Annotated in this window: 21 protein-coding genes; 14 read left to right on the top strand and 7 right to left on the bottom strand. The window is 73.4% G+C overall.

Annotation, left to right across the window (positions count from 1 at the left end):
- Window positions 1-77: 77 nt before the first annotated feature.
- The gene (locus AB0B33_RS43165) at window positions 78-1,043 is read right to left on the bottom strand and encodes a UDP-glucuronic acid decarboxylase family protein (protein WP_360782987.1); all 966 of its coding nucleotides are present in this window, start codon (window positions 1,041-1,043) and stop codon (window positions 78-80) included.
- A 72-nt stretch (window positions 1,044-1,115) separates the two neighbouring features.
- On the opposite strand from AB0B33_RS43165, the gene AB0B33_RS43160 reads away from it, so the two are divergent.
- From AB0B33_RS43160 to AB0B33_RS43150, 3 genes are read left to right on the top strand one after another with little or no spacing between them, the layout of a single operon-like run.
- Window positions 1,116-1,967, top strand: coding sequence for a polysaccharide pyruvyl transferase family protein (locus AB0B33_RS43160; protein ID WP_360782984.1), 852 nt, complete (start codon window positions 1,116-1,118; stop codon window positions 1,965-1,967).
- On the top strand, window positions 1,964-2,830 hold the full coding sequence (locus AB0B33_RS43155) for a glycosyltransferase family 2 protein (protein WP_360782981.1): 867 nt from the start codon (window positions 1,964-1,966) through the stop codon (window positions 2,828-2,830). The genes AB0B33_RS43160 and AB0B33_RS43155 overlap by 4 nt, the downstream gene beginning before the upstream one ends.
- Window positions 2,809-3,699, top strand: a complete 891-nt coding sequence (locus tag AB0B33_RS43150; RefSeq protein ID WP_360782978.1) for a glycosyltransferase — start codon at window positions 2,809-2,811, stop codon at window positions 3,697-3,699. Before AB0B33_RS43155 ends, AB0B33_RS43150 begins: the two co-directional genes overlap by 22 nt.
- A gap of 61 nt (window positions 3,700-3,760) precedes the next feature.
- Here the strand turns inward: AB0B33_RS43150 and AB0B33_RS43145 are convergent, their stop codons facing one another.
- Together AB0B33_RS43145 and AB0B33_RS43140 are read right to left on the bottom strand one after the other, a co-directional pair.
- Window positions 3,761-4,969, bottom strand: coding sequence for a glycosyltransferase family 1 protein (locus AB0B33_RS43145; protein ID WP_360782975.1), 1,209 nt, complete (start codon window positions 4,967-4,969; stop codon window positions 3,761-3,763).
- A 23-nt stretch (window positions 4,970-4,992) separates the two neighbouring features.
- Window positions 4,993-5,934 carry a glycosyltransferase gene (locus tag AB0B33_RS43140; protein ID WP_360782972.1) on the bottom strand — a complete coding sequence of 314 codons (942 nt, stop codon included), beginning with the start codon at window positions 5,932-5,934 and terminating at the stop codon, window positions 4,993-4,995.
- Between the two features lie 84 nt (window positions 5,935-6,018).
- On the opposite strand from AB0B33_RS43140, the gene AB0B33_RS43135 reads away from it, so the two are divergent.
- The 6 genes from AB0B33_RS43135 to AB0B33_RS43110 all read left to right on the top strand — a co-directional run bounded on the left by AB0B33_RS43135 (window position 6,019) and on the right by AB0B33_RS43110 (window position 13,648).
- On the top strand, window positions 6,019-6,633 hold the full coding sequence (locus AB0B33_RS43135; protein ID WP_247024052.1) for a DUF47 family protein: 615 nt from the start codon (window positions 6,019-6,021) through the stop codon (window positions 6,631-6,633).
- Window positions 6,634-7,629, top strand: a complete 996-nt coding sequence (locus AB0B33_RS43130; RefSeq protein WP_247024051.1) for an inorganic phosphate transporter — start codon at window positions 6,634-6,636, stop codon at window positions 7,627-7,629. It abuts the gene before it with no gap.
- 67 nt (window positions 7,630-7,696) lie between these two features.
- Window positions 7,697-8,887, top strand: a complete 1,191-nt coding sequence (locus tag AB0B33_RS43125; RefSeq protein WP_360782968.1) for a zinc-dependent alcohol dehydrogenase — start codon at window positions 7,697-7,699, stop codon at window positions 8,885-8,887.
- A 20-nt stretch (window positions 8,888-8,907) separates the two neighbouring features.
- Window positions 8,908-10,932: a CocE/NonD family hydrolase gene (locus AB0B33_RS43120; RefSeq protein ID WP_360782965.1), complete on the top strand. Its 2,025-nt coding sequence runs from the start codon at window positions 8,908-8,910 to the stop codon at window positions 10,930-10,932.
- Between the two features lie 34 nt (window positions 10,933-10,966).
- A complete protein-coding gene (locus tag AB0B33_RS43115) occupies window positions 10,967-12,040 on the top strand; it encodes an NAD-dependent epimerase/dehydratase family protein (RefSeq protein ID WP_360782962.1) in 1,074 nt (357 codons plus the stop codon).
- A 15-nt stretch (window positions 12,041-12,055) separates the two neighbouring features.
- On the top strand, window positions 12,056-13,648 hold the full coding sequence (locus tag AB0B33_RS43110) for an NAD(P)/FAD-dependent oxidoreductase (protein ID WP_360782959.1): 1,593 nt from the start codon (window positions 12,056-12,058) through the stop codon (window positions 13,646-13,648).
- A gap of 9 nt (window positions 13,649-13,657) precedes the next feature.
- Here AB0B33_RS43110 and AB0B33_RS43105 read toward each other — a convergent pair whose 3' ends face one another.
- The gene (locus tag AB0B33_RS43105) at window positions 13,658-14,125 is read right to left on the bottom strand and encodes an SRPBCC family protein (RefSeq protein WP_247024046.1); all 468 of its coding nucleotides are present in this window, start codon (window positions 14,123-14,125) and stop codon (window positions 13,658-13,660) included.
- 52 nt (window positions 14,126-14,177) lie between these two features.
- Here AB0B33_RS43105 and AB0B33_RS43100 point away from each other — a divergent pair, with 52 nt between their 5' ends.
- Window positions 14,178-15,194, top strand: coding sequence for a YihY/virulence factor BrkB family protein (locus AB0B33_RS43100; RefSeq protein ID WP_360782955.1), 1,017 nt, complete (start codon window positions 14,178-14,180; stop codon window positions 15,192-15,194).
- Between the two features lie 4 nt (window positions 15,195-15,198).
- Window positions 15,199-15,579: a VOC family protein gene (locus AB0B33_RS43095; RefSeq protein ID WP_360782952.1), complete on the top strand. Its 381-nt coding sequence runs from the start codon at window positions 15,199-15,201 to the stop codon at window positions 15,577-15,579.
- Between the two features lie 183 nt (window positions 15,580-15,762).
- Here AB0B33_RS43095 and AB0B33_RS43090 read toward each other — a convergent pair whose 3' ends face one another.
- Window positions 15,763-16,101, bottom strand: a complete 339-nt coding sequence (locus AB0B33_RS43090) for a hypothetical protein (protein WP_247024043.1) — start codon at window positions 16,099-16,101, stop codon at window positions 15,763-15,765.
- A gap of 136 nt (window positions 16,102-16,237) precedes the next feature.
- The gene (locus AB0B33_RS43085; RefSeq protein WP_360782949.1) at window positions 16,238-17,251 is read right to left on the bottom strand and encodes a DNA topoisomerase IB; all 1,014 of its coding nucleotides are present in this window, start codon (window positions 17,249-17,251) and stop codon (window positions 16,238-16,240) included.
- A gap of 91 nt (window positions 17,252-17,342) precedes the next feature.
- On the opposite strand from AB0B33_RS43085, the gene AB0B33_RS43080 reads away from it, so the two are divergent.
- Window positions 17,343-17,789: an SDR family NAD(P)-dependent oxidoreductase gene (locus tag AB0B33_RS43080; RefSeq protein ID WP_360782946.1), complete on the top strand. Its 447-nt coding sequence runs from the start codon at window positions 17,343-17,345 to the stop codon at window positions 17,787-17,789.
- On the top strand, window positions 17,786-18,313 hold the full coding sequence (locus tag AB0B33_RS43075) for a DUF1360 domain-containing protein (protein ID WP_360782943.1): 528 nt from the start codon (window positions 17,786-17,788) through the stop codon (window positions 18,311-18,313). Before AB0B33_RS43080 ends, AB0B33_RS43075 begins: the two co-directional genes overlap by 4 nt.
- Window positions 18,314-18,325: 12 nt before the next feature.
- On the opposite strand, the gene AB0B33_RS43070 is transcribed toward AB0B33_RS43075, so the two are convergent.
- The gene (locus AB0B33_RS43070; protein WP_360782940.1) at window positions 18,326-19,828 is read right to left on the bottom strand and encodes an FAD-dependent oxidoreductase; all 1,503 of its coding nucleotides are present in this window, start codon (window positions 19,826-19,828) and stop codon (window positions 18,326-18,328) included.
- An 83-nt stretch (window positions 19,829-19,911) separates the two neighbouring features.
- Here AB0B33_RS43070 and AB0B33_RS43065 point away from each other — a divergent pair, with 83 nt between their 5' ends.
- Window positions 19,912-21,180 (top strand): ATP-grasp domain-containing protein, encoded by a 1,269-nt coding sequence (locus AB0B33_RS43065; RefSeq protein WP_360782937.1) that lies wholly within the window; start codon window positions 19,912-19,914, stop codon window positions 21,178-21,180.
- Window positions 21,181-21,201: the final 21 nt, after the last annotated feature.

The raw sequence follows: 21,201 nt of genomic DNA, 5'->3' as shown, positions 1-21,201 counted from the left end.
CGTCCGCGTTCGCCTATAGCGCTACCCGGCGAAGTCACCCATAAACGATCGCGGGCAAAAGCCCTGGGCGTCGCTACTCAGCGCAGCGGTGCCCGCCGGAACCACGCCGTCGTGCGGCGCAGACCGTCGTCCGCGTCGACCTTCGGTTCCCAGCCGAGGACGTCCCGCGCGAGCGAGATGTCGGGGCACCGGCGCTGCGGGTCGTCGACGACCGCGTCGACCTCCTCGACGGGGGAGCCGGACCCGGTGATCTCCTTGATCCGCTCGGCGACCTGGCGCACGGTCAGCTCGTGCGGGTTGCCGAGGTTGACCGGCCCGGGGTGCCCGGAGCGCGCGAGCTCCAGCAGGCCGCGGACGGTGTCCTCGACGTAGCAGATGGACCGGGTCTGCTCGCCCGTCCCGGTGACCGTGATCGGTTCGCCCGCGAGCGCCTGGCCGATGAACGCCGGGATCATCCGGCCGTCGTGGGCGCGCATGCCGGGGCCGTAGGTGTTGAAGATCCGCGCGATGCCGGTGTCGACGCCGTGCACCCGGCGGTAGGCGGCGGTCAGCGCTTCGGCGTACCGCTTGGCTTCGTCGTAGACGCTGCGCGGCCCGATCGGGTTGACGTTGCCCCAGTACCGCTCGCGCTGCGGGTGTTCGAGGGGATCGCCGTAGACCTCGCTGGTGGAGGCGAGCACGAACCGGGCTTCGTCGCGGCGGGCCAGTTCGAGGGCGTTCTCGGTGCCGTGCGAACCCGCGCGCAGCGTCTCGATCGGCAGGGCCAGGTAGTCGCGCGGCGACGCGGCCGAAGCCAGGTGGAAGACGACGTCCGCCCGGCCGGGCAGCGGCATCGGGTGGGTGACGTCGTGGCGCAGGAACCGGAACCGCTCGTGGCGGCGCAGCCCGGTCAGGGTGTCCGCCGAGGACGTCGCGAGGTTGTCCACGGCGAGCACTTCGAGGCCCTCGGCGAGCAGCAGCTCGCACAGGTGCGCGCCGACGAAGCCGGCACCCCCGGTCACCACCGCGCGCTCGAACCGCCTGGTCACTCCCGGATTCGTCATGCCGGGGCGGCTACCCGGCGGCGAGGGCGGCAAACCCGTGTAAGGCCACCCCGAGCGGGTACGCCGGGGACCATGCGAGTTCTGCTCACCGGATGGGCCAGTTTCCTGCACGGCGAAGCGACCGCGGGGGACGTCTTGAGCCTGCGCGCGGCCGGCACCGCGCTGGCGGAGGCGGGCATCGACTACGACGTCGCGTGGAGCCCCGGCTTCCGCCCCGGGGCCCGGCACCTGCCGGACGCGCCGCCGTCGGACTACACGCACGTCGTGTTCGCCTGCGGCCCGGTGCACGGGCCGCAGGTGCGCTCGCTGCACGAGCGGTACGCGAACTGCCGCCGGATCGCCGTCGGCGTGTCCGTGCCCGACCCGGACGACCCGGCGGTGACCGGGTTCGACCGGGTCCTCCCGCGCGACGACGGCGAAACCGCGGACCTCTCGCTGGCCGCGTCCGTCGCCAAGACCCCGGTGCTCGGCGTGGTCCTCGCGCCGCACCAGCCGGAGTACGGGAGCGCGGGCCGCCACGACGAGGTCCACGCGGCGCTGACCGGCTGGCTCGCCGGCCTCGACTGCGCCCGCGTGCCCCTGGACACCCGCCTGGCGCACGACGACTGGGAGCGGTGCGCCACCCCGGACCAGTTCGTCTCGGCGTTGTCCACCATGGACGCGGTGGTGTCCACGCGGCTGCACGGGCTGGTGCTCGGGCTGAAGGCGGGGGTGCCGGTGGTCGCCGTCGACCCGGTGGCCGGCGGCGGGAAGGTGAGCGCGCAGGCCGCGGCGCTGGACTGGCCGGTGGTCGCGGCCGAGGACGCCGGCGACACCGATCTGCTCGACGCCCGGCTGGCGTGGTGCCTGTCGGGCCGGGCTTCGGTCGAGCCCCCCGTCCCGTCGCTGACGGGCTTCGTCGACGCGCTGGTGGGGCAGCGGTGAGCGCGCGCACGACCGTCGTCATCGCCACCCGCGACCGTGCCGCCGAACTGGCCCGCACCCTGGACCGCCTGTCCGCACTGGACCCGGCGCCGCCGGTCGTCGTGCTGGACAACGCGTCCGCGGACGACACGGCCGAGGTCGCCGGGCGGTACCCGGACGTGCGGGTGATCCGGCTGCCGCGCAACCTCGGAGCCGCCGCCCGCACGCTCGGCGTCCTCGTGGCCGAAACACCCTACGTGGCCTTCAGCGACGACGATTCGTGGTGGGCACCGGACGCGTTGTCCGAAGCGGAACGGATCTTCGACGAGCACCCGCGGACCGGCCTGCTGGCCGCCCGCACCCTGGTCGGCCCGGAAGACCGGGACGACCCGGTGACACCGGAGATGGAACGCAGCCCGCTGGGGCACCCCGAGGGCGCGCCCGGGCCGCTGGTCCTCGGGTTCCTCGCCTGCTCGGCGATCGTGCGGCGCACGGCGTACCTGCAGGCCGGCGGCTTCAGCCCGCTGCTGCACTTCGGTGCGGAAGAGCAGCTGCTGGCCTACGACCTGGCCGCGCACGGCTGGGAAGTCTGCTACGTCGGGCGCCTGCGCGCCCACCACCACCCGTCGCGGTCGCGGCCGCCGTCGTCGTGGCGCCGCCGCGCCGAACTGCGCAACCGGCTGCTCATCGCCGTGCTGCGCCGCCCGCCGCGCGTCTGCCGCCGGGAGGTCGCGCGGACGCTGGTCACGGCACCCCGCGCCGTGCTCGGCGCGGTGGCCCGGCTGCCGCGGGCGCTGAGCTACCGGCGCGTGCTGCCCGCCCACGTCGAACACCAGGCCCGGACCTTGGAAAGGACTGCCGAATGGCGCGGATCTCGGTCGTGATCATCACGTGCAACCGGTGCTCGCAGCTGCGGGAAACCCTGGCGCACATGACTTCCCTGCCGGACGGCGCGCCGATCTTCGTCGCGGACAACGGGTCCGCGGACGGCACGGCCGACATGGTCGCCCGCGAGTTCCCCGGTGTCCGGCTGTTCCGGCTGGCGGAGAACCTCGGCGCGGTGGCCAGGAACGTCGCCGTCGAAGAGGTCACGACGCCGTACGTCGCGTTCTGCGACGACGACACCACCTGGCAGCCGGGCGCGCTCACCCGCGCGGCGGACCTCCTGGACGCCCACCCGGGCCTCGGCTCGGTGACCGGGCGGTGCCTGGTCGAGCCGGGCCTGGCCGAGGACCCGATCACACCGGAGCTGCGCGAGTCGCCGGTGCCCGGCCCGGACTGGCTGCCCGGCCCGGCGCTGCTCGGCGTCATGGCCGGGCTGACGGCGGTCCGCGTCAGCGCGTTCCGCGAGGTCGGCGGCTTCTCGCCGCGGATGTGGCTCGGCGGCGAGGAGGAGCTGTTCGCGCTGGACCTCGCCGCGCGCGGCTGGTGGATGTGCTGGGCGGAGGACGTCGTGATCCACCACGCGCCGTCGAAGCTGCGCGACCCGAGGCACCGCCGCCGGCTCGGCATCCGCAACACGCTGTGGACGCTCTTGCTCCGCCGTCCCTGGCCCGCCGTCTTCCGCCGCGGCCGGGACGTCCTGCGCACGGCACCTCGCGACCGCGCTACGGCGGCGGCGCTCCTGGACGTGCTCCGCGGCCTGCCGTGGGTGCTCGCGCAACGGCAGGTGGTCCCGGCCCACGTCGAGCACGGCCTGCGCCTGCTGGAAGCGCCCCAACGCGCCTCGAAGGCCCGCCGCTACGTGGGCTGAACGCCGTGAGTGCCCCATCGAGGGCCTTCAGTTCTCTCGATGGGGCACTCACGGCTTGGGGTCAGCGGGCCCCGGCGGTGACGGCGGTTTGGGGGACGAGCTTGTGGTAGGCCCGCAGCGTGTCGGCGGCGACGCGGTCCCACGAATAACGGGCCACCGCGCGGTCGTGGCCCGCGGTCCCGTACGCGTGGCACAGCGCCGGGTCGTCGAGCAGCCGGCGGACGCGGGACGCGAGCTCCTTCGGCGAGTGCGGGCGGACCAGCAACCCCGTGACGCCGTCGACCACGGTGTCGGTCAGCCCGCCGACCGCGGTCGCCACCACCGGGATGCCGCACGCCATCGCTTCCAGCGGGACGATCCCGAACGGCTCGTACCACGGCGCGCAGACGACGGCGTCGGCCGAGCGCAGCAGCGCGGGCATGTTCTCCCGGGACACCTGCCCCGCCCAGCGGACGCGCTCGCCGACACCGAGCCGGTCCGCGAGCTCGCGCAGCCGCCGTGCCTCCGGGTCCTGGGACAGCCGGCCGCGCTCGGGGCCGCCGGCGATGACGAGCTCGGTGTCCGGCAGCTGCGCGAGCGCGGTGATCGCCGTGTCGAACCCCTTGCGCGGAACCAGCCGCCCGACGGTGACCAGCCGGTGCTGCGCGCGGCGGCGCGCGATCGGGCCGTCCACGGTGAACCGGTCGAGGTCGACGCCGCAGGGGACGATCGAGATCCGGGCCCGCGGCACGCCGATCCGGGACAGCTCGAACACCTCGTCCGAGCAGGTCGCGACCACGCGCCCGGCCTGGCGGCCGATGATCCGCTCCAGCCGGATCCGGTCCGCGGGGCTGGTGTCCCGGTCGCCCTGGTAGCGCTTCTTGACCACGCCCAGCGCGTGGAACGTCTGCGCGACCGGGGTGCCGGTCGCGCTCGCCGCGAGCGCGGTGGCGACGCCCGACATCCAGAAGTGCGCGTGCGCCAGGTCCGGCCGGTCGGCCGACCACCGGTCACGCAGGAAACTGCCGAATTCGCCCATGTAGGGCAGCAGCCGGTCCTTCGGCTCCTTGCGCGGCGGCCCGGCGGGCACGTGCACGACCCGGAAGCCCTGCGCGGTCCCGACCTCGGGCGGCTCGTCGAGGCTCTCCCGGCGCGTGTAGACGGTGACGTCGTGGCCGGCGCGGGTCAGCGCGGCCGAGAGCTCCGCCACGTGCACGTTCTGGCCACCGGCGTCGGCTTCCCCCAGCGCGGCCAGGGGATTGGCGTGTTCGGACACCATCGCGATCTTCATCGGTGCGGCGTTCCCTTCGGGGTTCAGCGGGCCGTCTCGGCGAGGAGGTGGTCCCAAGTGGTGAGGAAGGCGCCGAGCCCGTGGTGCTTCAGCGCGTGCTCGCGAGCGTTCTTGCCGGCCAGTGCGGCGAAGTCGGGTTCGTGCAGCAGCTCGCGGAAACCCCGGGCCAGCACCGAGACGTCGGTGGAGAGCACCCCCGCGTCGGCGGGCACCGCGGCCGGTGCCTCCGTGGCGGCGAAGACGACGACCGGCATCGCCAGGTGCATCGCCTCCAGAAGGGACAGTCCCAGCGACGTCCAGCGGGCGGTGTGCAGGAAGACGCGGCGGCGCGCGATCTCGTCGTGCAGCGCGGGGGCCGGGACGTCGCCCCGCCCGTGCAGGGGCGGGGCGAGCTCCTCGGTGCCCATGCCGAACACGTCGACCGGGCCGGCCTCGGCGAGCGTGCCGAGCAGGTCCGCGCCCGTGACGCGACGGCGGCGCACCGGCTCGTTGATCATCGACACGCCCGCGGCGAGTTCGCCGGTGTAGCGCGCGCCGGGGTCGGGGATGCCGTGCGGCACGACGGTGACCGGCGCGCGGCCGCAGTCCCACATCGCCGCGTTGAAGTGGGTCACGTGCGCGACCGTGATGTCCGAGCGCCCGGCCAGGGGGTGCTCGCTGGACGCGGCGTACGGCCGGGGCGCGTTGTGTTCCACGTAGACGGACGGCACGCCCAGCCGGGCGGCGAAGTCCAGCTCCTCCGGGCGCTGCAGCACGACGACGTCGGGCTCGGCCCCGGCCAGCCGGTCCAGCGGGACCTCGGTCACCGACGGCCAGTCCCGGCCCGCCTTGCCCAAGCCCCACGGCGTACCGCCGGGGGCCACCGGCAGGAGGTACTCGTGGCGGCCGCGGACGAAAGCGTCGGTCCACGAGCCGTGGACGTGCCAGAGCAGTACCCTCAGGCGCCGGGAGCCGGGATCGGTCATGTCCTCCTGGTTTCCCGGACACGACCGGTTAAACGTCAGGCCACCGCGGTACCCGGCCGGACGCCGACGAAGGGATCTCCACCCATGCGGTTCACCCCACGGGGCACCCGGTTCTTCGACCTGCTCACCGAGGCCGCGAGAAATCTGGTGACCGGGAGTGCGTTGCTGCGGGACCTGGTGGCGGCCCGGCCCGAGGACCGCGAAGCGCTCGCCAAGCGCCTGCACGAGGTCGAGCACCAGGGTGACGAGCTGACGCACACGATCATGGTGGAGCTGAACAGCTCGTTCGTGACGCCGTTCGACCGCGAGGACATCCAGGCGCTCGCCGGCAAGCTCGACGACGTGCTCGACTTCCTGGACACCGCGGCCGACCTGGCGGTGCTGTACCGGGTGGACGCGTTCCCGCCGGGCACGGACGTGCTGGTCCGCGTGCTGTGCCGGTGCGCGGAGCTGACCGCGTCGTCGATGCCGGGGCTGGCGAAGGTCGGCGACCTCGAGCCGTACTGGATCGAGGTCAACGAGCTCGAGAACGAGGCCGACCGCATCTACCGGCGGATCCTGGCCCACCTGTTCGAGCCGGGCGGGGACGCCCTCGAGGTGCTGAAGACCAAGGAGGTCGTCGAGCAGTTCGAGCTGGCCGCCGACGCCTTCGAGCACGTGGCCGACGTGGTGCAGACCATCGCGGTCAAGGAGTCCTGAGTGACGGGGACCGCCGCCCTGGTCACGGTGATCGTGCTGACGCTCGTCTTCGACTACACCAACGGCTTCCACGACGCCGCGAACGCGATCGCCAGCGCGGTGTCGACCCGGGCGCTGACCCTGCGGGCCGCGCTGGTGCTGGCGGCGGTGATGAACCTGGCCGGCGCGCTGCTGTCGACCGGGATCGCCGCGACGGTCGCCAAGGGCATCATCGACGTCCCGGCCGGCCCGGACGCGCTCACCGTGGTCTTCGCCGCGCTGCTCGGCGCGATCACCTGGAACCTGGTCACCTGGTACTTCGGCCTCCCGTCGTCGTCCTCGCACTCGCTGATCGGCGGCATGGTCGGCGCGGCGCTGGCGGCGGCGAGCACCGTGCACTGGGCGGGGATCGCGGAGAAGGTGCTGATCCCGATGGTGGCTTCGCCGCTGCTCGGGCTGATCCTGGGGTACGCGGCGATGGTCGCGGCGCTGTGGCTGCTGCGCCGGGCGAACCCGCACCGCAGCGGCCGGGTGTTCCGCCGCTTCCAGATCGTCTCGGCCTCGGCGCTCGCACTCGGCCACGGCCTGCAGGACGCCCAGAAGGGCATGGGCGTGATCGTGCTGGCCCTGGTGGCGGCCGGGCAGCAGACGACGTTCGCGGTCCCGCTGTGGGTGACCCTGGTGTGTGCCGCGGCCTTGTCGCTGGGCACCTATTCGGGTGGCCTGCGGATCATGCGGACGCTGGGCCGCCGGGTCTTCCCGCTGGACCCGCCGCACGGCTTCGTGGCGGAGTCGGTGGCGTCGTCGGTGCTGTACGTGACGGCGTTCGCGGTGAAGGCCCCGATCTCGACGACGCACGTGATCACGGCGGCCATCATGGGGGTCGGCGCGACCCGGCGGCTCTCGGCGGTGCGGTGGGGGATCGCGCGGGACATCGTCCTGGGCTGGGTCCTGACGTTCCCGGCCGCAGCGGCGGTGGCGGCCGCGGTGTACCTGGTGGCGGACGCGCTCACCTGAGCGGGCGTTTGCCCGCTCCGCGTGCGGGAAACCGGGGACCGACACCCGCACGCGGAAAGGGAGAGCCATGAAGGCAGTGACCTGGCACGGCAAACGCGACGTCCGCGTCGAAGAGGTGCCGGACCCGAAGATCGAGGAGTCGACCGACGCCGTCATCCGGGTGACGTCGACCGGCATCTGCGGTTCCGACCTGCACCTCTACGAAGTCCTGGGCGCGTTCATGACCGAAGGCGACATCCTCGGCCACGAGCCCATGGGCGTCGTCGAGGAGGTCGGGGCCGACGTCAAGCACATCAAGCCCGGCGACCGCGTGGTGATCCCGTTCAACATCTCCTGCGGGCACTGCTGGATGTGCGACCGCGGCCTGCAGTCGCAGTGCGAAACCACGCAGGTCACGGAGCAGGGCAAGGGCGCCGCGCTGCTCGGCTACACCCGGCTCTACGGCCAGGTCCCCGGTGGCCAGGCCGAGTACCTGCGCGTGCCGCAGGCCCAGTACGGCCCGATCAAGGTGCCGGACGGCCCGCCGGACGAGCGGTTCGTCTACCTCTCCGACGTCGTCCCGACCGCCTGGCAGGCCGTCGAGTACGCGAACGTCCCCGCCGACGGGACCGTGGTCGTCTTCGGGCTCGGGCCGATCGGGCAGATGTGCGCCCGGATCGCCCGGCACCGCGGGGCGGCCCAGGTGATCGGCGTCGACCTCGTGCCCGAGCGGCTCGCGCGTGCTCGCGAACACGGGGCCACCGCGCTCGACACCCGTGACCACAAGGACATCGGCGACAGCATCCGCCAGCTGACGAACGGCCGCGGTGCCGACTCCGTGATCGACGCCGTCGGCATGGAAGCGCACGGCGCCCCGGTCGGGAAGCTCGCGCACAACCTGGTCAACCTGCTCCCGCAGGCGATCGGCGCCAAGGTCACCGAGAAGGCCGGCATCGACCGGCTGAGCGTGCTCTACGCCGCCATCGACAGCGTCCGGCGCGGCGGCACGATTTCGCTGTCGGGCGTCTACGGCGGGATGGTCGACCCGATGCCGATGATGGAGCTGTTCGACAAGCAGGTGCAGCTGCGGATGGGGCAGGCCAACGTCCGGCACTGGCTCGACGACATCATGCCGGTGCTCACCGGCGACGGCGACCCGCTCGGCGTCGAAGGCTTCGCCACCCACAAGCTGCCGCTGGCCGAAGCCCCGCGCGCGTACGACATCTTCCAGAAGAAGCTCGACGGCGCCCAGAAGATCCTGTTGCAGCCCAACGCGTAACCCCGGGAGGGAATCGACCTTTGCGAGCCGTCACCTCGCTGCCGCACGAAATCACCGTCGAGGACCACGTCCGGATCCCCGCGTCCGACGGGACCGTCCTGTCCGCCCGCATCTGGCGGCCGGTCTCGTCGGACGCCGAACCGGTGCCGGCGATCCTCGAGTACATCCCCTACCGCAAGCGGGACCTCACCGCGCCGCGGGATTCGATCCACCACCCCTACCTCGCCGGGCACGGGTACGCCTGCGTGCGGGTGGACATCCGCGGCACCGGCGAGTCCGAGGGGATCCTGGCCGACGAGTACCTCGAACGCGAGCAGCTCGACGCCGAGGACGTCCTGGCGTGGATCGCCGCGCAGCCGTGGTGCACCGGCGACACGGGGATGATGGGGATCTCCTGGGGCGCGTTCGCCGCGCTCCAGGTCGCCGCGCGGAAGCCGCCGAGCCTGCGCGCCATCGTGATCTCGTCGTTCACCGACGACCGGTTCGCCGACGACATGCACTACATGGGCGGCTGCCTGCTTTCGGACAACGTCGCCGAGTCCGGCACGATGTTCGCCTACGCCACGCTGCCGCCCGATCCGGCCGTCGTCGGTGACCGGTGGCGCGAAATGTGGTTGGAGCGCCTGGAAAACTGCAGCCTGTGGATCGAGAACTGGCTCGGCCACCAGCGCCGCGACGACTACTGGCGGCACGCCTCGGTGTCGGAGAACTACACCGACGTCCAGGTGCCGGTGCTGGCCTCGAGCGGCTGGGCCGACGGCTATTCCAACGCCGTCATCCGGCTGCTGGCGCACCTCGACGTGCCGCGGCGGGGGCTGATCGGGCCGTGGTCGCACAAGTACCCGCACCTCGGCGAGCCAGGGCCGGCGATCGGGTACCTCCAGGAAGTCGTGAAGTGGTGGGACCACTGGCTCCGCGGCGAGGAGAACGATGCCATGGACGGGCCGATGCTGCGGACGTGGCTGCAGGAGAGCGTCCCGCCCTCGACGTCCTACGAGGACCGGCCCGGCCGCTGGGTCGGCGAGGCCACCTGGCCGTCGCCGCACGTCCAGCTCCAGCGGCTGCCGCTCGCCCCGCACCGCCTCGCGCGGCCGGGGGCGACCGTCGAGGACGAACCCCTGACGGTGTCTTCGCCGCTGTCGGTCGGGCAGTTCTCCGGGAAGTGGGCGTCCTACAGCGCCCCGCCGGACCTGCCCTACGACCAGCGCGAAGAGGACGGCGGGTCGCTCGTCTTCGACACCGACGTGCTCACCGAGCGGTGCGAAATCCTCGGCTCGCCGGTCGTGCGGCTGGAGGTGTCGGCCGATCAGCCGGTCGCGATGGTCGCGGCGCGGCTCTCCGACGTCGCACCGGACGGGCGCGCCACCCGCGTCACCTACGGGCTGCTCAACCTGACCCACCGCGACGGCCACGACGAGCCGGCGCCGCTGGAGCCGGGGGAGCGGTGCGCGGTCGAGATCGAGCTGAACGCCGTCGCGCAGGCTTTCCCGGCCGGGCACCGGATCCGGCTCTCACTGTCCACTTCGTACTGGCCGCTGGCGTGGCCGCCGCCGACGCCCGTGCTGCTGTCCGTCCACACCGGACACAGCGCGCTGGAGCTGCCGGTCCGGCCGGTCGCCGAGCCGGACGAGCTGCCCGCCCGGCCGTTCGGGCCGCCGGAGGGCGCGCCGCCGATGCCGGTGACCGCGCTGACGCCGGGGGAGCAGCGCTGGACCGTCTCGCGCGACCTGGTGGACTACCACTCCGCGCTCGACATCGTGAAGGACGCCGGGACCGTCCGCTTCGACGACCTCGACCTGGAAGTCACCCGGGACGTCCGGGAGCGCTACACGTGGGTCGCCGACGACTTCTGCTCGCCGGTGGCGGAGACCGCGTGGGACGTGACCTTCGCCCGCGGCGAGTGGGTGGCGCGCAGCGAGACGCACACCCGCGTGTCCTGCACGGACACCGAATTCGTCATCGATGCGCGGCTCGACGGCTACGAAGGGGCCCGCCGGGTCGTCTCGCGCAACTGGCACCGGCGGATCCCCCGCGACCTGGTCTGAGTTTCGCGGGGGCCACACGGGGTACGCCACCTGCGTGCGGATCGTGATCACCGGAGCCACCGGGAACGTCGGAACGGCCTTGCTGGCCGCCCTCGAGCCCGGCCACGACGTGGCCGGGCTCGCGCGGCGCCTGCCCGACCCGGCGGCCGAGCCGTACCGCTCGGCGAGCTGGCACGCGCTCGACGTCGGCGGCCCCGGCGCCGAGGAAGAGCTGACCACGCTGTTCGAGGGCGCGGACGCCGTCGTGCACCTGGCGTGGGCCATCTCGCCGCGGCGCGGCGAACCGCCGATGTCGCGCACCAACGACGACGGCACCCGGCACGTGCTCGCCGCGGTGGCGGCCGCCGGGGTGCCGCACCTGGTCGTCGCGTCCTCGGTGGCTGCCTACGGGCCCGCGCCGCGCTGGGAGAAGGTCGGCGAGGACCACCCGTGCACGGGGATCGCCCGCAGTGCCTACAGCCGCGGCAAGGCCGCGCTCGAGTCGCGGCTGGACCGGTTCGAGGCGCAGCACCCGGAGGTCGGCGTGGCCCGGCTCCGGCCGTGCGCGATCCTGCAGCGGCGCGCGGCCGGCGAGTTCGCCCGCTGGCTGCTCGACCCGGTGGTGCCCGCGCGGCTCGTCGGCGGACGGCGGCTGCCGGTTCCGCTTTGGCACGACCTGCGCGCCCAGGCCGTGCACACCGACGACGTCGCCGAGGCGATCCGGTTGATTCTCGGCCAGGGGTTCACCGGCCCGGTCAACCTGGCCGCGCCCGGGGTGCTCGACGCCGATGAGCTGGCCGCCGTCCTCGGTGGTCCCCGTCTCCCGGTGCCGAAACCACTCGCCAGCGCGGCCGTCCTCGCGGCCTGGGCCGGCGGCGTGCTCCCGGTGCACCCCGGCTGGCTGGAACTCGCCGACCGCGCCGCGCTCGCCGGCACCACGGTGGCGGAGACCGTCCTGGGCTGGCAACCTCGGTACGATGCCGCGTCCGCGATCGCCGAACTGGTCGCCGGGCTGCGCTCGGGGGCGGGGGCGGCGAGCCCGCCCCTGGCCCCGCCGCGCGGCTCCGGGGTACTGGCCCGGCTCCGCTCGCTCACCCGGGTCGGGCCGAGTCACCAGTCGCAAGCCTGAACTCCAGGAGGGCCAGTGAGTACGGAAGCCTTCGACGCGGTGGTGCTCGGCGCCGGGCACAACGGGCTGGTGGCGGCGAACGTCCTGGCCGACGCCGGCTGGTCGGTCCTGGTGCTGGAGGCGACCGACCACCCGGGCGGCTCGGTCCGCACCGCCGAGGTCACCGAGCCGGGCTTCCGCAACGACCTCTTCAGCGCGTTCTACCCGCTCTCGGCGGTGTCACCGGTGATCAAGGGCCTGCGGCTGGCCGAGCACGGCCTGCGCTGGCGGCACGCCCCCGACGTCCTGGCGCACGTGCTGCCCGACGACCGGTGCGTTGTGCTCTCGCGCGACCTCGACCGCACGGCCGCCTCGGTCGACGAGTTCGCCCCGGGCGACGGCGACGCGTGGCGCGGCCTGTTCGAGCAGTGGCGGGAGATCCGCGAGCCGCTGCTGAACGCGCTGTTCACGCCGTTCCCGCCGGTGCGCCCGGCGCTGAAGCTGCTGCGCCGCACCGGGACCGGGGACGCGCTGCGCCTGGCGCGCATGCTGACGCTGCCGGCCCGCCGGTTCGGCGACGAGCTGTTCACCGGGGAGGGCGCGAAGCTGCTCGTGGCGGGGAACTCCGCGCACAGCGACCTTTCCGTCGACAACGCGGGCAGCGCGGTGTTCGGCTGGCTGCTCGCGATGATCGGGCAGGACGAGGGCTACCCGGTCCCCGAAGGCGGGGCGGGCGAACTGGTCGCGGCGCTGGTCCGGCGGCTGGAGTCCCGTGGCGGTCAAGTCCACTGTGGACGTCCGGTGCGGGAGGTCCTCGTCGGTGACGGGCGCGCGCTGGGCGTGCGCGACGCCGCCGGCGACCCGGTCCGGGCGCGCAAGGCCGTGCTCGCCGACATACCGGCGCCGGTGCTGTACCGCGAGCTGGTGGGCGAGCGGTGGCTGCCCCCGCGGCTGGTCGAGGACCTCGGCAAGTTCGAATGGGACAGCGGGACGGTCAAAGTGGACTGGGCGCTGTCGGGCCCGATCCCGTGGACGAACGAAGCCGCGCGCGGCGCGGGCACGATCCACCTCGGCACAGACCTCGACGGGCTCGCGGCGTTCGGCGGCGAGCTGGCCCGCGGCCGGACCCCGCGCCGCCCGTTCCTGCTGCTGGGCCAGATGACCACGACCGACCCGACGCGCTCGCCGGCGGGCACCGAGTCGGCGTGGGCGTACACGCACGTGCCGCGCGGCACGATGGAGAACCGCTCGGCGCTGGAGCGGCGGGCGAAGCGGATCGAAGAGACGATCGAAGCCAACGCCCCGGGGTTCACCGGGCTGATCAAGGCGCGGTACCTGCAGGGTCCGGTCGAGCTGGCCGGGCGCAACCCGGGGCTGGTCGGCGGCGCGATCAACGCCGGCACGACGGCGATCCACCAGCAGCTGTTCTTCCGGCCGGTGCCGGGCACGGGCCGGGCGGACACCCCGGTGGACCGGCTGTTCCTGGCGGGCGCGTCGGCCCACCCGGGCGGCGCGGTCCACGGCGGCCCGGGCGCCAACGCGGCCCGCGCGGCGCTGGCCCGCGCCGGCCGCCTCGGCGGCGGCTACGCGGCGGTGATCCGGGCCGCCCACCGAGCCATCTACAGCTGAACCCGCGCACTACGGGCGCGGGTGGCCGTCCCGCGCGCGGGCGTGCTTGCCGGTGGCCAGGTCCGCGAGGCGGGCCAGGGACTCGGTGTTGCGCGGCTTGACGACGAGCGCCTGCACCGCGGCCGGCAGCACCTTCCCGATACCGCGGACGATGTGCTCGGTCATCCGGACCAGCGTCGCTCCCTCGCCGTGCGGGACGAGCGTCAGCCCGACCGCCGCCGCGCCGAGCGGCCAGCCGTGCGCCTCCAGCGACAGCGACAGGCCCGGCTCGACCGCCCGCACCACCGTGACGTCCTGGATGTGCACCGGCCACGGGCCCACGCTGTGGTGGATCCGGGAGCCCACCGCGGGCCACCCGGGGTCGACGTCGCGGATGTGCGAGCTGCCGACCACCCAGCCGGCGTAGAGCCAGCCGTCGGCGAGGACGTCGAACACGGCATCGGGCGGTACGTCGATCACGCGGCTGACCTCGGTCACGGTTCCTCCTGGTCGTCGGGACGAAAGGGGAATACCCAGTGCCGGACGGGGTATGCCACCGCCGACCGAGCAGGAGGTGGCGATGGTGGCCAGGCGTGAGAGAGAACCCGAAGGACCGGGGGAGCTGTCCAAGCGCTCGTGGGGCGCGGTCCTCAAGCGCACGGTCAAGCAGTTCGGGCGCGACAACCTGACCGACTGGGCCGCCGCGCTGACCTACTACGGCGTGCTGTCGCTGTTCCCCGGCGTCATCGTGCTCACGGCGCTGCTCGGCCTGCTCGGCCCGGACAAGATCCAGGCCGTGATCGACAACGTCGGCCAGGTCGTCCCGGGCCAGGGCAAGGACGTCCTGATCGGCGCGATCAAGGAGCTGGCGGGCTCGCGCGGCCTGGCCGGGCCGCTGGCGATCATCGGCCTGCTCGGCGCGCTGTGGTCGGCGTCCGGGTACGTGGGCGCGTTCATGCGGGCGTCGAACGCGATCTACGGCATGCCGGAAGGCCGGCCGGTGTGGAAGGTCGTCCCGATCCGGGTGCTGCTGACGATCGGGATCGTCGTGCTGCTGGCGCTGTGCGCGCTGGGCGTGGTGGCCACCGGGTCGGTGGCGCGCCGGCTGGGCGACCTGATCGGGCTCGGCTCGACCGGGGTGCTGGTGTGGGAGATCGCGAAGTGGCCGGTGATCGCGCTGCTGGTCAGCGTGGCGTTCGCGCTGCTGTACTGGGTGGGCCCGAACGTGCGGCAGCCGGGCTTCAAGTGGCTGACCCCGGGCGGCCTGCTGGCGGTGCTGCTGTGGGTGCTGGCGTCGGCCGGGTTCGCGCTGTACGTCGCCAACTTCGGTTCGTACAACAAGACTTACGGTTCGCTGGCGGGCGTGATCGTGTTCCTTGTATGGTTGTGGATCTCGAACCTGGCCGTGCTGCTGGGCGCCGAGCTCGACGCCGAACTGGCCCGCGGCCGCAGCATCGAAGCGGGGCGCGAGGAAGACCAGGAGGAGCCCTTCCTGCCGCCGCGGGACACCAAGGCGATGGACGAGGACGAAGCCGCGGACGTCGCGCGCGAAACGGAACGGAGCTGACCGGATGGCCGCCCGGATCACCGGACTGGTGCTCGACTGCCACGACCCCGACCGGCTGGCGGAGTTCTGGTGCGCGGTGCTCGGCTACGAGGTGATCGGGCACGAGCCGGACGGCCTCGAGCTGGGCCTGCCCGGTGCCGCACTGGGCGACGGACCCCCGACGCTGGTGCTGGCCCGCACGGACGACCCCCGCCGCGGCAAGCTGCCGCTGCACGTGGACGTGAACCCGGTGGGCGGCGACCAGGAAGCGGAGCTGGAGCGGCTGCTGGCGCTGGGCGCGCGCCCGGCGGACGTCGGGCAGGACGGCACGGAGTCGTGGGTGGTGCTGCAGGACCCGGAGGGCAACGAGTTCTGCTTGCTGCGCAAGGAGCTGGGTACGGCTTGAGCGGACGTCATGAACGAGTCGTTCATGACGTCCGGCGAGGTGAACGACTCGTTCATGACGTCGGCGGTCCGGGCGGAGCCGGTTCGACGCGGGGTGCACCCCGTCGTCGGCGAGGCAGGCGTTGCGGCCACCCTCGACCAAGTGCTCGATGAGGCTGCGTCCGCGGCGCTTCTGGCCGCCCGGTCAGCGGTCCTCGGCCGCGCAGCGGCGCCACTGCACGTGGTCGCCCGCGCGGTCCGCGTGCCACACCGCCGCACCCGAGTCGGATTCCCAGGTCGGCACCAGCCGCCCGGTCACGACGTGTCCTCGGGCCACCCGGCCGAACAGCTCCACGCCGTCCGCCCGGCGGGCCGCCGGGATCCACGCCGGGAAGCGGGTGCCGGGGAGCTTTCGTTCGATCCACTCCCGCGCCGAACCCTCGCTGCCGTGCTCGGATTCGACGATGCTCGACACCGGGCCGTCGCCGCCGACGGCGAGGCCGATCGAGGCGCGCCAGCGCACAGGTGAGGAGTCGGAAGTCATCGTCCTCAGGGTCCCGGACGGGCGTGTCCGCGGGCCAGTACACGTTCGGATGGATTGCCGTTCACTCACCGTGCCTCCTGGCGCTCACCGGACGTCCGCACCCTGATCGTTTTCCCCGTAAGAGTGACTTCCAATCTCACGATGCTTTGAGCAGCCGCGCGCACGCCTTCTCCAGCACCGCGCGCGCGTCGTCACCCTCCAGCCGGGCCGCCCGCTTCAACGCCGGTGCGATGGTGCGCTCGTCGCGGTACGCCGCCACCAGCCGGGGGTCCACATAGGACGCCCGGCAGACCGCGGGCGTGTTGCCGAGAGCCCGGGAGACCTCCCGCATCACCCCGGCCTCCGCGCGTTTGCGGGCGGTCTCGGACGTCGGCGGGTCGGCCGCGGCGAACGCGGCCGCCGCCAGGACCGTCGCCGTCCACGTGCGCAGGTCCTTGGCCGAGCAGTCGTGGCCGGCCAGCTCCTTGAACCGCTCGTTGATGTCGGCCGCGTGCACCTCGTGCCAGGTGCCGCCCTCGCGGTAGGCGAGCAGCCGGTCGCTCCCGGACCGGCTGCGGAGAAGCGACTTCACCACCGAGGCCAGCGCCGCGTCGCGGATCGCCACCTCGCGGTCGAGACCGCCCTTGGCGACGTAGCAGAAGCGGCATTCGTCGCCGCGGACGGCCGCGTGCGCCCGCAGCAGCGTCGCGACGCCGTGGGTGCCGTTCTCCTCCGCGTACTCCTCGCCGCCGGTGCGGAAGATCCCCCGGTCGAGCATGCGCAGCGCCGCCGCCAGGACCCGCTTCCTGGTCAGGCCGCGCCCGGCCAGGTCGGCCTCCACCGACTCCCGCCACCCGGGCAGCCGCCGGGCCATCGCCAGGACGCGGTCGTGCTTCTCCTCGTCCCGGTCACGCCGCCACTGGTCGTGGTAGAGGTACTGGCGCCGCCCGGCGTCGTCGGTGCCGACCGCCTGGACGTGCCCGTTCGGGTGCGGGCAGATCCACACGTCCCGCCAGGCCGGCGGGATGACGAGGTCCTTGATCCGCGCCAGCAGCTCCCCGTCGGTGACCGGTGAACCGTCGGGGTGCGCGTAGGAGAACCCCCGGCCGCGGCGGATCCGCCGGATGCCGGGGCCGCGCAGATCGCTGCGCCGGAGTCGGGTACGTCCCATCGCCGCGAAGTACCCGCCCGGTGTACCGCGAAACCACGATTGCCGGCCAGCGGGGTGGGTACGCACCGCGAAAGCACCGGAAGGAGCGGGGATGACCACCGCAACCAAGCCATGGGCCGTCGTCACCGGCGCGTCCGACGAGATCGGGCTCGAGCCGGCGAAGCAGTCGGCCCGGCACGATTCCGACCTTCTGCTCGCCGCCGAGGATGCCGAGTCGTCCGCGGCCGCCGACGAGGTCCGCGCCTGCGGCGCCCGGGTCGAGGCGGTCCGGACCGACCTCGCCGACGCGGCCGGGGTCGGAGAACTCGTCCGGCACGTGGCCGGCCGCCCGGTCGAGGCACCGGCCGTCAACGCGGGCGTCGGCCGCGGCCACGAGATCGCCGAAGCGGGGTTCGAAGCCCTGAGGGCAGGCGAGGGCAAGGTCGTGCCCGGTGCGGCGAAGAACAAGCTTCAGTCCGCGGCCTCCCGGGTGCTGCCGGACGAAGTCGAAGCCAAGCAGCAGGGCAAGATGATGCGGCCCGGATCGGCGGAGGGATGAGTGCCGTGAAAGACGCCGCGGTGGCGAAGGCGAAGCAGGTTCAGCGCGATTACGCCGGGGAGGCCGACCGGCCGCTGGCCGGCTACCTCGGCGCGATGGGTGTCTTCGGTGTCTTCGCCGGCACCCTGGCCGTGCTCGGCCGCGTCACCGGTGCGCGCCTGCCCCGCCGTTTCGGCGCCGGTGACACGGTCCTGCTGGGCACGGCGACGTTCAAGGCCAGCCGCATGCTCGCCAAGGCGGCGATCACCAGCCCGCTGCGCGCGCCGTTCACGAAGTACGAAGAGCCGGCGGGCGAAGACGAGCTGAACGAGTCCGTGCCGGCGAAGGGCCACGCCGGACACGCCGTGGGCGAGCTCGTCTCGTGCCCGTTCTGCCTGGACGTGTGGATCGGCACCGGCTTGGCCGCCGGCCTGGTCGTGGCGCCGCGGCCGACCCGGCTGGTGGCGACGGTGCTGACCGCCGTCGGCGTCGCCGATGCCCTGCACCTGCTGTACGACGCGGGCAAGAAGCTCGCCTCCGGTTAGCCGGGGTCCCGCTCAGTCGGGCCCGCGCCGCAGCGGACGGACCGCGGGGCCTTGCACGACTTCGCCGTCGACGCCGAAGCGGGAGCCGTGGCAGGGGCAGTCCCACGTCCGTTCCGCGTCGTTGAAGGAAACCAGGCAGCCGAGGTGGGTGCAGTGCGCGCCGACGGTGTGCAGCCGGCCGGCTTCGTCGCGGTGAGCGGCGATGAGCTCGCCGCCCACGCGCACGACTTCGGCCTCGCCGGGCCGGAGGTCGTCGAGCTTCTCCGACCGCCACAGCGCCGCCACGTGGTCGCCGACCAGGTACTTCGCCACCGTGAGGTTGTCCTGGGCGAGGCTGAGCGCCGAACGCGGGTCGAAGCGGTTGGGGTCGAACAGGTCCGCGGCCGGGTGCTCCTCGCCGAGGATCCGCGCGGCCAGCACGTGCCCGGCCGCCGTACCGCCGGTCATGCCCCACTGGCCGAACCCGGTGGCCACCCACAGGTTCTTCGTCCCCGGCAGGTAGCGCCCGACGTACGGCAGCAGGTCCACAGTGGACAGATCGTGCGCGGACCACCGGTGGGTCACGCGGTGCAGGCCGGCGTGCTCGTCCGCCCAGGCCGCCAGCCGCTGGTACCGGCGTTCGACGTGGACGTGCGCGCCCACGCGGTAGTGCTCGCCGCCCGCGATCACCATCGGCGTGCCCTGCTCGGTGTGGCCGCGCACGGAGTGGTGCGTGTCGGCGTCGAGGAACATGCCCGCCGGCGGGGCGTTCCCGGCCGCCGGGCCCGCGACGACGAGGTCGCGCACCGGTTCGAGCCGGGCGAAGTAGAGACCGCGGTCGAGCACGGGGTAGTGGGTGGCGACGACGACTTCGCCCGCCGCGACGTCGCCGCGCGAGGTCCGGACGGTCTGCCCGTGCACCGCGGTCGCGCGGGCGTTCTCGACGACGGTGCCGCCGGCCCGCTCGACCTCGGCGGCCAGCCCGAGCAGCCAGCGGCGCGGGTGGAAGTGCGCCTGCCCGGTGGTGCGGACGGCGCCGAGCGCGGGCACGTCGAGCGCGACGTCCTCGGTGAACGACGCCGGCAGCCCGGCCGCGTCGGCCGCGTCGGCTTCCCGCTTCAGCGAGTCCACGGTCTTCCCGCGCGTGGTGTAGACGTAGCTGTCGGCGCGGGTGAACCCGCAGTCGATCCCGAGTTCGGCCGACGTGGCGGCGATCCACTCGGTGGCCGCCGTCTGGGCCGCGGCGTAGGTCCGCGCGGCTCCGGCGCCGTGGCGGGACTTCAGGTCCGCGTACTTCGCGCCGTGCTGCGCGCTCACCTTCGCCGTGGTGTGGCCGGAAACCCCGGCGGCGACGCGGTGGGCTTCCAGCACGACGACCGAGCGGCCCGCCCGCGCGAGCAGCAGCGCCGTCGTGAGGCCGGCGATGCCCGCGCCGAGCACCGCCACGTCGGCGGATTCCGGCACCGGGACGCCGGTGCGGTCGGGGGCGGGCGCGGTCTCGACCCACAGCGAAAGCGGTTCGGGCAGGGCAGTCATGCGTGCGGGTGCCCGCTGGCGCGGCGGTCAAACCGGCCATCCGGCCCCGTTTCGGGGAATCGGGGCCGGGTAGCTCAAAAGGCATGGGTATCAACATCTTCGTGATCGGCCTGGACGAAGAGAACCAGCGGGTGCTGGAGCGCCTGCCGTGGGCGGGGAGCTACGAGTTCCACGGCCTGCTGACCCCCGAGGAACTGCAGCACGGGGACATCGACTTCGAAGCGCTGCTGAAGACCGCGCAACACGAACTGGACGCCTTCGACGGCGACGTCGGCGCCATCGTCAGCTACTGGGACTTCCCGGCGGCGACCCTCGTGCCGATCCTGTGCGCCCGGTACGACCTGCCCAGCGTGTCGCTGGAGGCGGTGCTCAAGTGCGAGCACAAGTACTGGAGCCGCCTGGAACAGCGGAAGGTGATCGACGAGCTGCCCGGCTTCGGCATCGTCGACCTCGACGGCGAACGCCCGTCGCCGCCGGCGGGTGTCGGGTTCCCGATGTGGCTCAAGCCGGTCAAGTCGTTCTCCTCGGAGCTGGCCTTCAAGGCGGAGAACGAAGCCGAATTCGCCGACGCGGTCGCCGAGATCCGGGACGGCGTCGGGCGGGTGGGGGAGCCGTTCGGCTACGTGCTCGACCAGGTGCAGCTGCCGCCGGAGATCGCCGATGTCGGCGGCGCGGCGTGCCTGGCCGAAGAGGCGCTGCACGGCGTCCAGGCGGCCGTCGAAGGGTACGTGTACCGCGGCGAGGTCACCGTCTACGGCGCCCTCGACTCGGTCAACTACCCGGACAGCTCGTCGTTCCTGCGCCACCAGTACCCGTCCCAGCTGGGCGAGGAGCCGGTGCGGCGGATGCGGGACGTCGCCGAGCGCGTGATGAGACAGCTCGGCTTCGACAACGGCACCTTCAGCATCGAATTCTTCTGCGACCCCGAGTCGGGCCAGGTGGCGCTGCTCGAGATCAACCCGCGGCACTCCCAGTCGCACGCCGAGCTGTTCGAGTTCGTCGACGGCGTCGCCAACCACGAGATCATGGTGCGGCTCGGCCTCGGCCAGGACCCGGGCCGCCGGGCCACCAAGGGCAGGTACCAGATCGCCGGCAAGTGGTACCTGCGCCGGTTCTCCGACGGCGTCGTGACGCGCGTGCCGACGCCGGCGGAGGTCGCGGCGGTCGAGGAGCGCATCGACGGCACGCAGATCACGATCGTGCCCGAGGCGGGGCAGCGGCTTTCGGACCTGCCGGAGCAGGACAGCTACAGCTTCGAACTGGCGCAGCTGTTCATCGCGGCGCACACCGAGCACGAGATGGCCGAGAAGTACCAGGCCTGCGTGGACGCGCTGCCGTTCGAGTTCGAGTAAGCGCGAAGAAGGGGACTTCCC

It is taken from the genome of Amycolatopsis sp. NPDC049159 (genome assembly GCF_040648295.1).
Taxonomy (GTDB): Bacteria; Actinomycetota; Actinomycetes; order Mycobacteriales; family Pseudonocardiaceae; genus Amycolatopsis; species Amycolatopsis pretoriensis_A.
Note: the sequence above shows the minus strand (reverse complement) of the source record. Positions and strands in the feature narration are given on the sequence as shown.